At 67.8% G+C, this 12,719-nt stretch carries 13 protein-coding genes; 10 read left to right on the plus strand and 3 right to left on the minus strand.

Going from position 1 to position 12,719, the window contains the following annotated elements; genetic code table 11:
* Window positions 1-27 precede the first annotated feature (27 nt).
* Both Bsp3421_RS10535 and Bsp3421_RS10540 read right to left on the minus strand, forming a co-directional pair.
* On the minus strand, window positions 28-1,185 hold the full coding sequence (locus Bsp3421_RS10535) for an acyl-CoA dehydrogenase family protein (protein ID WP_273995865.1): 1,158 nt from the start codon (window positions 1,183-1,185) through the stop codon (window positions 28-30).
* Between the two features lie 3 nt (window positions 1,186-1,188).
* Window positions 1,189-1,977 (minus strand): enoyl-CoA hydratase/isomerase family protein, encoded by a 789-nt coding sequence (locus Bsp3421_RS10540; protein WP_273995866.1) that lies wholly within the window; start codon window positions 1,975-1,977, stop codon window positions 1,189-1,191.
* A gap of 145 nt (window positions 1,978-2,122) precedes the next feature.
* On the opposite strand from Bsp3421_RS10540, the gene Bsp3421_RS10545 reads away from it, so the two are divergent.
* The 7 genes from Bsp3421_RS10545 (at window position 2,123) to Bsp3421_RS10575 (ending at window position 9,332) form a co-directional block, all read left to right on the plus strand.
* Window positions 2,123-3,292: an ABC transporter ATP-binding protein gene (locus tag Bsp3421_RS10545; RefSeq protein ID WP_273995867.1), complete on the plus strand. Its 1,170-nt coding sequence runs from the start codon at window positions 2,123-2,125 to the stop codon at window positions 3,290-3,292.
* Window positions 3,293-3,393: 101 nt separating this feature from the next.
* Window positions 3,394-4,503 (plus strand): ABC transporter substrate-binding protein, encoded by a 1,110-nt coding sequence (locus Bsp3421_RS10550; RefSeq protein ID WP_273995869.1) that lies wholly within the window; start codon window positions 3,394-3,396, stop codon window positions 4,501-4,503.
* 25 nt (window positions 4,504-4,528) lie between these two features.
* Window positions 4,529-5,407 carry an ABC transporter permease gene (locus Bsp3421_RS10555; protein WP_273995870.1) on the plus strand — a complete coding sequence of 293 codons (879 nt, stop codon included), beginning with the start codon at window positions 4,529-4,531 and terminating at the stop codon, window positions 5,405-5,407.
* A gap of 20 nt (window positions 5,408-5,427) precedes the next feature.
* Entirely contained in the window at window positions 5,428-6,222 is a 795-nt protein-coding gene (locus Bsp3421_RS10560; protein ID WP_273995871.1) for an ABC transporter permease, read from the plus strand.
* A gap of 46 nt (window positions 6,223-6,268) precedes the next feature.
* A complete protein-coding gene (locus Bsp3421_RS10565) occupies window positions 6,269-6,988 on the plus strand; it encodes an NAD(P)H-dependent oxidoreductase (protein ID WP_273995872.1) in 720 nt (239 codons plus the stop codon).
* Between the two features lie 45 nt (window positions 6,989-7,033).
* Window positions 7,034-7,672, plus strand: a complete 639-nt coding sequence (locus tag Bsp3421_RS10570) for a MarC family protein (RefSeq protein ID WP_273995873.1) — start codon at window positions 7,034-7,036, stop codon at window positions 7,670-7,672.
* A gap of 52 nt (window positions 7,673-7,724) precedes the next feature.
* On the plus strand, window positions 7,725-9,332 hold the full coding sequence (locus Bsp3421_RS10575; protein WP_273995874.1) for a 5-guanidino-2-oxopentanoate decarboxylase: 1,608 nt from the start codon (window positions 7,725-7,727) through the stop codon (window positions 9,330-9,332).
* Window positions 9,333-9,406: 74 nt separating this feature from the next.
* Here the strand turns inward: Bsp3421_RS10575 and Bsp3421_RS10580 are convergent, their stop codons facing one another.
* Window positions 9,407-10,063, minus strand: a complete 657-nt coding sequence (locus Bsp3421_RS10580) for a TetR family transcriptional regulator C-terminal domain-containing protein (RefSeq protein ID WP_273995876.1) — start codon at window positions 10,061-10,063, stop codon at window positions 9,407-9,409.
* 259 nt (window positions 10,064-10,322) lie between these two features.
* Between Bsp3421_RS10580 and Bsp3421_RS10585 the strand changes: the two genes are divergently transcribed.
* From Bsp3421_RS10585 to Bsp3421_RS10595, 3 genes are all read left to right on the plus strand, one after another.
* The gene (locus Bsp3421_RS10585) at window positions 10,323-11,108 is read left to right on the plus strand and encodes an ABC transporter ATP-binding protein (protein ID WP_443111506.1); all 786 of its coding nucleotides are present in this window, start codon (window positions 10,323-10,325) and stop codon (window positions 11,106-11,108) included.
* 65 nt (window positions 11,109-11,173) lie between these two features.
* Window positions 11,174-11,971, plus strand: a complete 798-nt coding sequence (locus tag Bsp3421_RS10590) for a transporter substrate-binding domain-containing protein (RefSeq protein ID WP_273995880.1) — start codon at window positions 11,174-11,176, stop codon at window positions 11,969-11,971.
* A gap of 31 nt (window positions 11,972-12,002) precedes the next feature.
* On the plus strand, window positions 12,003-12,719 hold the full coding sequence (locus tag Bsp3421_RS10595) for an ABC transporter permease (protein WP_273995881.1): 717 nt from the start codon (window positions 12,003-12,005) through the stop codon (window positions 12,717-12,719).

The raw sequence follows: 12,719 nt of genomic DNA on the forward strand, positions 1-12,719 counted from the left end.
GGCCGGCGGCGGGCGCGACGTTCCGCGTCAGCTGTAGCGTCGGAGGATTTCCTTGGACAGGATGTGCCGCTGGATCTCGGACGTGCCTTCCCAGATGCGCTCGATGCGCGCATCGCGCCAGAAGCGCTCGATCGGCAGCTCGTCCATCAGCCCCATGCCGCCGTAGATCTGCACCGCGTGATCGGTCACGCGGCCGAGCGTCTCGGTTGCCAGCAGCTTCGCGAGCGCGGCGTCGCCGTCGGTCATCGTGCCCTGGTCGAGCTTTTGCGCGGTGTAGAGCGTGACGAGCTCGGCCGCGCGGATCTCGGCCTGCATGTCCGCGAGCTTGAACGACGTGCCCTGGAATTCGCCGATGCGCTTGCCGAACTGCTGGCGCGTCGCGGCCCATTCGGCGGCCATCTCGAACGCGCGCTGCGCGCGCCCGACGTTGTTCGCGGCCACCATCACGCGGCCGGCCGTCAGCCATTCGTTTGCAAGCTCGAAGCCGCGATGCTCGTCACCGAGGATCTGTGCGGCGCTGACGCGGCAGTCGGTGAAGAAGATCTCCGACTGGTGGTAGCCGCGCAGGCTCGTGCAATGCGGGCCGCGCCGCACGGTCATGCCCGGCGTGTCCTTGTCGATCAGGAAGCAGGTCACGCGCTTGCGCGGGTGGCCGCGCACTTCCTCCGTGCCGGTGACGGCGAACAGGATCACGAAATCGGCCGTGTCCGCGTGGCTGATGAAGTGCTTGCTGCCGTTGATCACGTAGTCGTCGCCGTCGCGCACAGCGCGCGTGCGGATGCCCATCGCGTCGGAGCCGGCGCCGGGCTCGGTCAGCGCGAAGCAGTCGACGCGCTCGCCGCGCACGCTCGGCTTCAGGTAACGCTCGATCTGTTCGCCCCGGCAGGCCATCAGGATCTTGCTCGGCCGCGCGACGAACACATGCAGCGCCCAGCTCGTGCGGCCGAGCTCGCGCTCGACGAGCGCCTGCGTCACGTAGTCGAGGCCCGCGCCGCCGACGCTCTCGGGCATGTTGAACGCGTAGAAGCCGAGTTCGATCGCCTTGCGGCGGATCGAATCGGCCAGCTCGGGCGGTACGTCGTCCGCGCGGTCGACCGCGAATTCATGGGGCTGCAGTTCCTTTTCGACGAACTGACGCAGCGTCGACACCAGCATTTCCTGCTCTTGGGTCAGCGAAAAATCCATGAATCATCTCCCTGAAAAATGGGGTGCGCGGCCCTCGACCGACGCGCGCAGGGCTTCCTGTCCGTCTTCGCTGTGCCCGCAGGCGACGCCGGCGGCGAGTTCGGCGCGCAGCTGCTCGGCAAGCGGCTGCATGAGCGACCGCGCGAGCAGTGCCTTCGTCTGTTCGAACGCGACGCTCGGCCCTTGCGCGAGGCGCTCGGCGAAGGCGGCGACATGTTGCGCGAAATGCGCGTCGTCGACGACTTCGGATACGAGCCCCGCCGCCAGCGCATCATGTGCGGCCCAGCGTTCGTTCAGGAAGATGAAGCGGCGCACGACGTCGGGCCGTGCGATGCGCGGCAGGAACCAGCTTCCGCCCATGTCGGGGCTGTAGCCCATGCCGGTATACCCGCAGCGCAGCGCGGCGGCCGTGCTCGCGATGCGGAAGTCGCACGCGAAGCCGATGTCGGCGCCCGCGCCGACCGTCGAACCGTTCAGCGCCGCGACGGTGGGGCGCGGGAACGCGGCCAGCACCTGCACGAAGCGGTGCGCGCGCTCGGTCCACCCGTAGGTGTCGAGCTCGCCGTTGCGCTCGGCTTCGGCCCACTCGTCGACGTCGGCGCCCGCGCAGAACGCGCTGCCGGAGCCGGTCAGCACGAGGCAGCGCACGGCCGGATCGGCCGCGAGCGCGCCGAGCGTCTCGCGCAGGAAGTCGAGATGCGGACGGGCGAGCGAATTGCGCTTCGCGGCCCGGTTCAGGCGAAGGGTCACGACGCCGCCGTGCCGTTCGATTTGGATGTCCTCAACGTTCATGCTGGTCACTGTCTCCTGGATGTTTTGTGTCGGGGGTGAAGCGGAGCCGGCAGGGTCGTCGCTACTTGCGGACCGTATTTCGGCATAGTATAAGTTTTGTTAAATGAACGTTCAACCCAATTATGAGTCGGCCAGGAGACACGCGATGACCACGGTGATTGAGGCGACGTCTGCCGGTTTGCAGGAACGACGGCCCGGCGCGCAGGCGCTTCGCGCGCAAGCGGCGGGGCGCGCGGCAAGCGGCGCGGGGTTGCAGATCGAACGCGTATCGAAGCGCTACGGCAGCGTGCAGGCGCTCGGGGAAACCACGATCGACGTCCCGCGCGGCGAGTTCCTGACGATCCTCGGTCCGTCGGGGTCGGGCAAGACGACGCTGCTGACGATCGTCGCGGGCTTCGAGCATCCGACCACCGGCGACCTGCGCGTCGGCGGCCGCAGCATCGTGGCGCTGCCGCCCGAGAAACGCAATTTCGGGATGGTGTTCCAGGGCTACGCGCTGTTCCCCCACATGACGGTCGAGCAGAACGTCGCGTATCCGCTGATGGTGCGCAGGCAGAAAGGGCCCGACGCGGTGCGGCGAGTGAAGGCCGCGCTCGATCTGGTGCGGCTCGGTCATCTCGCCGACCGGCTGCCGCGCCAGCTGTCGGGCGGCCAGCAGCAGCGCGTCGCGATCGCCCGCGCGCTGGTGTTCGATCCCGATCTGGTGCTGCTCGACGAGCCGCTCGGCGCGCTCGACCGGAAGCTGCGCGGCGAAGTGCAGGTCGAACTGAAGGCGCTGCACGAACGGCTCGGCGCAACCTTCCTGTTCGTCACGCACGATCAGGAGGAGGCGCTGTCGATGTCCGACCGGATCGCGATCATGCGCGACGGGCGGCTCGAACAGATCGGCTCGCCCGGCACGCTCTATGAGCAACCGGCGAACCGTTTCGTCGCCGATTTCCTCGGCAAGAGCAACTTCATCGAAGGCGTGGCGCTCGGCGGCGACGCGGATGCCACGCACTATCGCGTCGGCGCCGCGCGCTTCGTCGCGCCGGCATGTGGCGCGCGCGCGGATGAGACGCTGCTGTTCGCGCTGCGGCCGGAGAAGGTCGAGGTATCCGCCACGTCGCGCGGCGGCGTGCACAACGAAGTGGCCGGCCGCATCCGTCATTGGAGCTACTTCGGTTCGTCGTACCGCTTTGAGATCGACACCGCGGCGCTCGGCTGCGTGACGGCCGACGTGCCCGCGTGGCGCGGGCTCGCGTCGCCGCATACAGGGATGGACGTGTTCGTGCGGTGGGAGCGCGACGCGACGTGCAGGATCGCGCGCGACTGACGCGCTGAACGACGCGGCCCGCGCCGTCGTCGCCGGCCGATTCACGGGCGCCCGGAAACAATGAGACGCATGCGGGCGCCGCCCAGCCAGGAGGAGACACCATGACAAACGGATACCTGCAAGACCTGATCGATCAAGCGCGCGACCTGGGCCCCGTCGCGTCGCGGCGCCGCCGCGAGTTCCTGCGGCTGTGCGCGGCCGCGGGCATCGCGCCGACCCTGCTGTCGCTCGGTGCGAAGGATGCGCACGCGGCCGCCCCGAAGGAAATCGTGCTGAGCGCGTGGGGCGGGGAAGCGCGCATGGCGTTCCGTTCGGCGTTCATGGACCCGTTCTCGAAGGCGAGCGGGATCAAGATGGGTTACGACTCGTCGCCGGAGGACGGCAGGATCAAGGCGATGGTCGAGAACAGGAACGTGATCTGGGACGTGATGGATCTCGACGCATTCGAGGCGATCAAGCTCGGCCGGCAGGGTTTCCTGCGGCCGATCGATTATTCGGTGGTCGGCCGCGACGCGCTGCCGGGGCTCGCGTCGGATTTCGGCGCGCCGGCCTACCTGCTGAGCTATGTGCTCGCGTACGACGCGCGCAAATTCGGCGCGAATCCGCCGAAGAACTGGGCCGACTTCTGGAACGTCGGCAGGTTTCCGGGCAAGCGAGGGCTGTGGAAGTGGATGGGCGGCGCGCTCGAAGCCGCGCTGATGGCCGATGGCGTCGACAAGGACAAGGTTTATCCGCTCGACGTGCCGCGCGCGATGAAGCAGTTGAAGGCGTTGCGCTCGAACGTGCTGCTGTGGGATTCGGGCGCGGACAGCCTGCAGCTGCTGCGCAGCGGCGAAGTGAGCATGGCGTGCATCTGGCATACGCGCGCGAACGTGATCCAGCGCGAAACGGGCGGGCGGTTCCGTTATACGTGGGAGCAGGGGCTCGCGTCGTGCGACGTGTGGGGCGTGCCGAAGAACAACCCGTCGGGCGATGCCGTGTGGCGGTTCATCAAGTTTGCGCAGGGCGTCGAACCGCAGGTGAGCCTGCTGTCGATGCTCGGCAACGGGCCCGTGACGCCTGCCGCGACGGCCGCGGTGCCGGCGGCGCTGCGCGCCGACAATCCCGGCACGCCCGGGAACTGGGCGAAGCAGTGCAAGGTGGATCCGGCATGGTGGGCGCAGCACTACGAGGCGACGCTCGCGCAGTACACCGACCTGATGTCGTCCTGAACGGCCCCTTTGCGAGCATGACGCCATGACTACCCTGACTTCTCCCGACGCGGGCGCCGTCCTCCCGCTCGGTCGAGCGAAAGCCGACCGCTACTGGCTGCTCGTCGCACCGCTGCTCGCGGTGTTGATCGTGCTGTATGTCTACCCGCTGGTACGCGTGCTGTGGCTCGGCATCGCCGTGCCCGAAGCCGGGCTGCACAACTATGCGCGGCTGCTCGAAAACCGTGGCGTGCACCGCGTGCTGTGGACCACGCTGCGCGTTTGCGCGATCACGACCGTGTGCGCGGTCGGGTTCGGCTATGCGCTCGCCTATGCGATGGCGCACGTCGGCCCGCGCCAGCGCACCGCGCTGCTGTTCGGGCTGCTCGTGCCGTTCTGGGCGTCGGTGCTGGTGCGTGCGTTCTCGTGGCTGTTCCTGCTCGGCGAGCAGGGGCTCGTCAACACGCTGCTGATGCGCATCGGGCTGATCGATTCGCCGCTGCCGCTGATGCGCAACGAGGTCGGCGTCGTGATCGGGATGATCCATTTCATGATCCCGTATGCGGTGCTGCCGCTGTACGCGAACATGAAGGGCCTCGATCCGCAACTCGTGCGGGCGTCGCAGGGGCTTGGCGCGGGCGCGTTCGTCACGTTCCGCAAGGTGTATTTCCCGCAGACCCGCCCGGGCATCGTCGGCGCGGCGATCCTCGTGTTCATCTTCTCGCTTGGTTTCTACGTGACGCCGGTGATCCTCGGCGGCGGCCGCACCGTGATGATCGCCGAGTACATCAGCACGCAGATCCTGCAACTCATGAACTGGGGCAGCGGGGCGGCGCTTGCATCGCTGCTGCTGGCGTCGATCCTGGCCGCGCTCGCGCTGCTGGCGCGTTTCGTCGACCTGCGCGAGCTGTTCGGCGCGCGCTGAACCCGATGGAGGAAACAAGGATGAAGACCAGACTGACGGCCGGGCGCGCGCTGGTGATCGGGCTCGCGTGGAGCGTGATCCTGTTCCTGCTGCTGCCGCTGCTCGTGTCGGTGCCCGTGTCGCTGACGCCGAACGACTACCTGTCGATGCCGGACGGCGCGCTGTCGCTCCGGCACTACCGCGTGCTGTTCGACGACGCCGCCTGGGCGTCGAGCTTCCTGCAGAGCGGCATGATCGCGCTGGTGTCGTCCGCGCTCTCGGTGACGCTCGGCACGCTGTGCGCGATCGGTCTGTGGAAGATCGCGTCGCGGCGCGGCGAACTCGTGCGCGGCGTCATCCTGTTTCCGCTGATCGTGCCGCCGATCGTGTCGGCGCTCGCGTTCTACCGGCTGTGGGGCGAGTTCGGGATGCTCGACAGCTATCCGGCCGTGATTCTGTCGCACGTCGTGCTGTCGGTGCCTTACGTGGTCGTCGCGGTATCGGCGTCGCTCGCGATGCTCGGCCTGCGGATCGAACAGGCGTCGCGCAGCCTCGGCGCGAGCCTCGCGCAGACGCTGCGCTACGTGATCCTGCCGTCGATCCGGCCGGGCGTGATGTCGGCCGCCGTGTTCGCGTTCATCCTGTCGTGGGACGAGCTTGTCGTCACGCTGTTCATTTCGAGCCGGAGCGTATACACGATGCCGCGCCGCATGTGGGACGGGATGCGTGAAAACGTCGATCCGGCGATCGCGTCGGTGTCCACGCTGTTGCTCGCGGCGACCTGCGCCGCGATCGGTGTGTCGCTGTTGCGCAAGCGCGCGGCCGGATCTGTCTGATTCAATTCGATGTCAGTTATGCCTCATAGTGGAGACGAAGCGCACCATGAATGTCCTGATCGTTCACGCCCATCCCGAACCGCAGTCGTTCACGACGTCGATGTTGCGCCGCGCGGTGCAGACGCTCGAAGCGCAGGGCCACGCCGTCACGGTGTCCGATCTGTACGCGATGCAGTGGAACCCGGTCGCGAGCGCGGCCGATTTCGACGTGCGGAGGAATCCCAACTACCTTGTCTATGCGCTGGAGCAGCGTGAGAACGTCGCGGCGCGCACGATCGCGCCCGACATCGCGGCGGAGCTCGACAAACTGGTCGCGTGCGACCTGCTGATCCTGAGCTTTCCGCTGTTCTGGTGCTCGGTGCCCGCGATCATGAAAGGCTGGATGGATCGCGTGCTCGTATCGGGGAAGGTGTACGGCGGCGCGCGTTTCTACGATCGCGGCGGGATGCGCGGCAAGCGCGCGCTGCTCGCGTACACCTGCGGCGGGCGCGACCATATGTTCGGCGCGGACGGCGTGCACGGCGAAATGGATCTGATGCTGCGCCACGTCCTGCGCGGCACGCTCGGGTACGCGGGCTTCGACGTGCTGCCGTCGTTCGTCGGCTATCACGTGCCGTACATCGGCGACGCCGACCGCGCGGCCGTGCTGGCGCGGTACGGCGACTATCTGGCGGGGCTCGACGGACTCGCGCCGATGCCGTTTCCGACGCTCGACGATTTCGACGGTGACATGCGGCCGCGCGCGCAGGCCGCCGCGCAGGAATGAACGACCGGGCTGTTTCCCGACCCTCTCCGCATGTGAGTGCGTGCGATGACCTTGACGTCGAGCGACGTGTTGCTGTTCCTGACGGGCCTGTTGACGCTGTTCTGTCCGCCCGTCGCGATCCCGATGTACGCGGCGGTGACGGGACATTTCCCGGACGCGACGCAGCGGCAGATCGCGCGTCGGCTGTTCGCGTGGATCGCCGTGTCGATGGTCGGCGCCGTGTGGGGCGGCCCGTTCCTGCTGCGCATGCTCGGCCTGACGCTCGGCGCGCTGACGCTGACGGGCGGCCTCGTGCTGTGCCTGTGGTCGATCCCGATGATGCGCGGCACGGCCAACGACGAGCGCAGCGGCGGCGCGGGCAAGCTCGAATACGCGCAATGGCGCAACTTCGTCGCGGTGCCGCTGATCTTTCCGCTGTCGATCGGCAGCGCGGCGATCTCGCTCGTGATCACGACCGCGACGCGCTTTCATACGCTGGCCGATCTGTGCGTGCTGAGCGCCGCGTGCGTGCTGCATGCGGGCGTGATCGGCCTCACGTATGCGTGCTCGGCGTCGTGGTGCCGCCGGCTCGGCGAGATCGGCAGGGCGCTCGTCGAGCGGCTGTCGGGCATCGTGCTGACCGCGATCGCATTCCAGATGCTCGCGCAGGGGATCCGCGAACTGCTGCCGGGACTCGCGCACTGACGTCTGCGCCGTGGCGCGCAGGCAACTTTTTCTGATGGAAGGAACGACACCCATGAAAACGGTAGGCATGTATCTCGTCGAGCTGTTGGCCGCCTATGGCGTCGACACCGTGTTCGGCATTCCCGGCGTGCATACGATCGAGCTGTACCGCGGCCTCGCCGGCAGCGCGCTGCGTCACGTGAGCGCGCGCCACGAGCAGGGCCTCGGTTTCATGGCGGACGGCTACGCGCGCGCGACCGGCAAGCCCGGCGTGTGCTTTGTGGTTACCGGGCCGGGCATGACGAACATCGCGACGTCGATGGCGCAGGCCTACGCCGACTCGATCCCGATGCTGGTGATCTCGAGCGTCAACGCATCGGGCGACATCGGTTCCGGCAACGGCCACCTGCACGAGCTGCCCGACCAGCAAGCATTCGCGGGCAACGTCGCGGCGTTCAGCTACACGGTGCCGCGCGCCGATGCGCTGCCGCAGGCGATCGCGCGCGCATTCGCGGTGTTTTCCGGGGGGCGGCCTCGGCCCGTGCACATCGCGATCCCGCTCGACGTGCTCGCCGCGTCGGCCGAAGCGCTGCCGCCGCGACCGGCCGTGCCGCCTCGCATCGCGGCGGGCCCCGCATCGGCCGACGGCATCGATGCCTTGCGCGCGCGCGCGGTCGCGGCGCGCGCGCCGCTGATCCTTGCGGGAGGCGGCGCGCTCGATGCCGCCGCCGACGTGCGCTGGCTCGCCGAGACGCTCGCGGCGCCGGTCGTGATGACGATCAATGGCCGGGGAGTATTGCCGCACGCGCATCCGCTCGGGATTGCATGGTCGGCGTCGAGCGATGCCGTGCGCGCGCTGATGGGCGACAGCGATCTGATCGTCGCGCTGGGCACCGAGCTAGGGCCGACCGATTACGACCTGTATGCGACGCGCAGCTTCAGGATGCCCGCGCCGCTGGTTCGGATCGACATCGATCCGCAGCAACTGTGCCGCGGCGCAACATCGGCGCTGCCGCTGCTCGGCGATGTCGGCGAGACGCTGCGCGCGCTGCGGCGCGTGTGGCCGGCCGATGCCGGGCAGCCGCGCGGCGAGCTCCAAGACGGCGCCGCGCGCGCCGCGATGTGCCGCGCGGCGGCATGCCGCGAACTGAACGACGAGATGCTGCGCGACCTCGTGTTGCTCGACAGCGTGCGCGATGCGCTGCCCGACGCGGCGATCGTCGGCGATTCGACCCGCATCGTCTATGCGGGCAACGTCGGCTTCGCGGCGCCGCGGCCGCGCAGCTGGTTCAATGCATCGGTGGGGTTCGGCTCGCTCGGCTACGGGCTGCCGGCCGCCGTCGGCGCGAGCCTCGGCGACCTGTCGCGGCCCGTGGTCTGCATGGCCGGCGACGGCGGCTTCCAGTACACGCTGGCGGAACTCGGTACGGCGGTGCAGCATGGTGCGCGCGTGATCGTCGTGCTGCTGAACAACGGCGGGTATGGGGAAATCAAGCGGGCGATGGTCGACGGCGGCGTCGAGCCGGTCGGCGTCGATCTGCACACGCCGGATTTCGTCGCGATCGCGCGGGCGTATGGCTGGGGCGCGCAACGGATCGACGAGGGCGCGCCGCTGGCGGATGCGCTGCGCGAAGCAGCCGGTCACGGCGCGCCGTACCTGATCGAGATCCGCGCGGCCTGATGGCGCGAACATTCTCGCTTCGCGCGGGCATGCGCGGGGTGACGCCGTCGGGCGTTACCGGCGCCCGCGGCGCGTCACGCGCGCTTGCGCGCCGTTTTCGGCGGCGGCAGGAACGTATCGACGACGCGCAGGCAGCTCGTCAGCGCTTCGTCGGCGGAAAACGACGTCGGGTCGCGCGCGAGTTCCAGCCAGAAGCCGTCGATCACGGCGGTGAGCGTCAGCGCCGCGAGATCGCTGTCGACGCTGCCGCCGCGGCCTTCGGCGATCTGCTCGAACAGCTTCTTCAGCGCTTGCCGGTAGCTGCTGTACAACTCCTTGTGCGCCTTGCGGATCACGGGGTCGCTATGCGCGACGCTCCAGAAGCCGAGCCAGACCTTCACGTTCTTCGGCGCGAACACGGGCGCGGCAAAGCATACGCGGATGATCGCGTCGAGCTTTTCCTCTGGGCCGGCCGCGTTCGCGGCGGCCGCGCGGGACACGTCGAGCAGGTCGGCTGCCAGCCGCTTGTAGGTCTGCGCCATCAGTTCGTCTTTCGACTGGAAATGATGGTTGATCAGCCCGCGCGACACCTTCGCTTCCGCGCAGATGCGGTCGATCGTGGTTTCGGAATAGCTGTAGCGCGCGATGCAGCGCATCGTTGCATCGATGATCGACTGCTGGCGCACCGCGGGCGTTTCCCGGATGCCGCGGCTGTGGGTCGGAACCGGCACCGTGTCAGGTGTTTTTCTCATGGAGTGACCTTACGAAATCGTCCTGGCACAGATTATAGGGGAGTGTCGGACGTTTGTTCAATTGCAATGGGTCGGCCCATGGCAGACCCGCGAAAACCCTCGTTCCGGGTTTTTTGAAAACTGTTGAAAATCTGTTCAACAGGGCCTATGCTCGAACCCGCATGAGGTTGGTCGGCCATTCAATGAAACGCCGCAATTTCATATGGAACGGGCGCGAGAGTTCGACACAGGAGACAGCATGTTGGCGCGGGTGGAGAGTGTGAAGTCGACCGTCGAGGCGCGCGTGCAGGTGAGCGGCCTGCACAAGCGGTTCGGCGAGCTGGAAATATTGAAGGGCGTGTCGTTGAGCGCGCGGGAGGGCGAGGTGATCTCGCTGATCGGCGCAAGCGGATCGGGCAAAAGCACGCTGCTCCGCTGCATCAACCTCCTTGAAACGCCGACGCAAGGGCGGATCGTCGTCGACGGCGAGGAGATCGGGTTGAAGCTCGATCGCAAGGGGCGCATGACGCCCGCGGATCCCCGCCAGGTCGAGCGGGTCCGCACGCGGCTCGGCATGGTCTTCCAGAGCTTCAATCTGTGGGCGCACCGCACGGTGCTCGAAAACGTGATCGAGATGCCCGTGCATGTGCTGCGCGAAGCGCGCGCCGATGCCGTCGCGCGTGCCGAGCAACTGCTCGAACGCGTCGGCCTCGCCGACAAGCGCAACGTCTATCCGGCCTTCCTGTCCGGCGGACAGCAGCAGCGCGTCGCGATCGCGCGCGCGCTCGCGATGCGCCCGACCGTCATGTTGTTCGACGAACCGACGTCCGCGCTCGATCCGGAGCGCGTCGGCGAAGTGCTGAAGGTGATCCGCGATCTTGCCTGCGAAGGTCGCACGATGATCCTCGTCACGCATGAGATGGCGTTCGCACGCGACGTATCGAGCAAGGTGCTGTTTCTGCACGACGGCCGGGTCGAGGAGAGCGGCACGCCGGCCGAGATCTTCGACACGCCGCAGAGCGAACGTTGTCGCCAGTTCGTCAACGCGCACCGGCAACGCCACTGAGCCACGGGTGTGGCCCGCACAGCCGACCTGATCGATCCGTACTGTTCCCCCGAAGGAGTTCGACCATGAAACGTGTCGTCCGCAGTTTGCTGTGCCTCGCCGGTTTCGCCCTCGCGACATTGACCCCGCTCGGTTCCGCCCACGCGGCATCCGGCGTGTTGCGCTTCGGCGTCGCCGCCGAACCTTATCCGCCGTTCCTGATGAAAAGCCCGACCGGTCAGTGGAGCGGCTTCGAGGCCGACCTGATCCGCGCGTTGTGCGACCAGATGAAGGCCAAATGCGAGATCAAGGAGGTGGCGTGGGACGGCATCATCCCGGCGCTGCTCAGCGACAAGATCGATGTGATCTTCAACTCGATGTCGATCACGCCCGAGCGCGAGAAGGTGATTGCGTTCTCGCGGCCGTATTACGAGACGCCGGGCACCTTCGTCGCGCAGAAGGGCACGAAGCTCACGCTGACGCCCGACGGCCTGAAAGGCAAGGTGATCGGCGTGCAGGGCTCGACCGCGAACGCCGAATTCATCAAGCAGGCGTACGGCAATGCCGCGGCGGTGCGGCTCTACAACACGCAGGACGACTGCAACGCGGATCTCGTGGCGGGCCGGATCGACGCGACGTATCTCGACCAGCTCGGCATCCTCGATTTCCTCAAGACGAAGGACGGCTCGGCGTTCGAGCTGAAGGGCCCCGGCAGCGTGAAGATGGATCCCGCGATCTTCGGCAGCGGCGTGGGCGCGGGCCTGCGCAAGGCCGATGCGCCGCTCAAGCGGCAGATGGATCAGGCGCTCGACCAGTTGCATGCGTCGGGGAAGTACGCGCAGATCTCGAAGAAGTACTTCCCGATCGATCTCTGGCCGCACTGACGCGCACGCGGCGCACGAACGAGGAGGCGGCATGGACGGTTGGGGATGGGTGAGCGATCTCGGCATGGACCCGGACGGCTGGGGCGTCGCGCTGTTGCGGGGCGCAGGCGTGACGCTGCAGATTTCAGTCGGCGCATTCATCGTCGGCATCGTGCTCGGGCTGCTGGGCGCGGCGGCGAAGCTGTCCGGCGTGCGCGCGCTCGAACGGATTGCGCAGGGCTACACGACGCTGTGCCGCGCGGTGCCCGAGCTGCTGCTGATCCTGCTGCTCTATTACGCGGGGACCGACGCGATCAATCTCGCGCTGACGGCGCTCGGCGGCGGCTCCGTCTCGGTCAACGGCTTCGCGGCCGCCGTGATCGTGCTGGGCATCGTGCAGGGCGCGTATGCGGCGGAGATCATCCGCGGCGCGATCCTCGCGATCCCGTGCGGCCAGATCGAGGCCGGCCGCGCGTTCGGCGCGCCGCCGGCCCTCGTGTTCCGGCGCGTGACGCTGCCGGCGATGGCGCCGTACGCGCTCGCGGGCTTCGCGAACCTGTGGCTGATCCTCGTGAAGGACAGCGCGCTGGTCAGCGTGGTCGGCTACAACGAGCTGCTTTACACAGCGAAGCAGGCGGCCGGATCGACGCGCGAGTATCTGCACTACTACCTGGTGGTCGCGGCCGTGTACTTCGTGATCACATCGCTGTCCGGCGTGCTGTTTCGCGAAATCGAGCGCCGCTTCGGCCGCTGGATGCCCGCGTCCTGA

The organism is Burkholderia sp. FERM BP-3421 (assembly GCF_028657905.1).
In the GTDB taxonomy this organism is placed as follows: domain Bacteria; phylum Pseudomonadota; class Gammaproteobacteria; order Burkholderiales; family Burkholderiaceae; genus Burkholderia.

Excerpts from the sequence above, each read along its gene's own strand:
- Bsp3421_RS10570 (WP_273995873.1), top strand. The coding sequence starts at position 7,034 with ATGACCTTGACGTCGAGCGACGTGTTGCTGTTCCTGACGGGCCTGTTG.
- Bsp3421_RS10545 (WP_273995867.1), top strand. The coding sequence starts at position 2,123 with ATGACCACGGTGATTGAGGCGACGTCTGCCGGTTTGCAGGAACGACGG.
- Bsp3421_RS10595 (WP_273995881.1), top strand. The coding sequence starts at position 12,003 with ATGGACGGTTGGGGATGGGTGAGCGATCTCGGCATGGACCCGGACGGC.
- Bsp3421_RS10540 (WP_273995866.1), bottom strand. The coding sequence starts at position 1,977 with ATGAACGTTGAGGACATCCAAATCGAACGGCACGGCGGCGTCGTGACC.
- Bsp3421_RS10580 (WP_273995876.1), bottom strand. The coding sequence starts at position 10,063 with ATGAGAAAAACACCTGACACGGTGCCGGTTCCGACCCACAGCCGCGGC.
- Bsp3421_RS10575 (WP_273995874.1), top strand. The coding sequence starts at position 7,725 with ATGAAAACGGTAGGCATGTATCTCGTCGAGCTGTTGGCCGCCTATGGC.
- Bsp3421_RS10555 (WP_273995870.1), top strand. The coding sequence starts at position 4,529 with ATGACTACCCTGACTTCTCCCGACGCGGGCGCCGTCCTCCCGCTCGGT.
- Bsp3421_RS10590 (WP_273995880.1), top strand. The coding sequence starts at position 11,174 with ATGAAACGTGTCGTCCGCAGTTTGCTGTGCCTCGCCGGTTTCGCCCTC.
- Bsp3421_RS10560 (WP_273995871.1), top strand. The coding sequence starts at position 5,428 with ATGAAGACCAGACTGACGGCCGGGCGCGCGCTGGTGATCGGGCTCGCG.
- Bsp3421_RS10550 (WP_273995869.1), top strand. The coding sequence starts at position 3,394 with ATGACAAACGGATACCTGCAAGACCTGATCGATCAAGCGCGCGACCTG.
- Bsp3421_RS10565 (WP_273995872.1), top strand. The coding sequence starts at position 6,269 with ATGAATGTCCTGATCGTTCACGCCCATCCCGAACCGCAGTCGTTCACG.
- Bsp3421_RS10535 (WP_273995865.1), bottom strand. The coding sequence starts at position 1,185 with ATGGATTTTTCGCTGACCCAAGAGCAGGAAATGCTGGTGTCGACGCTG.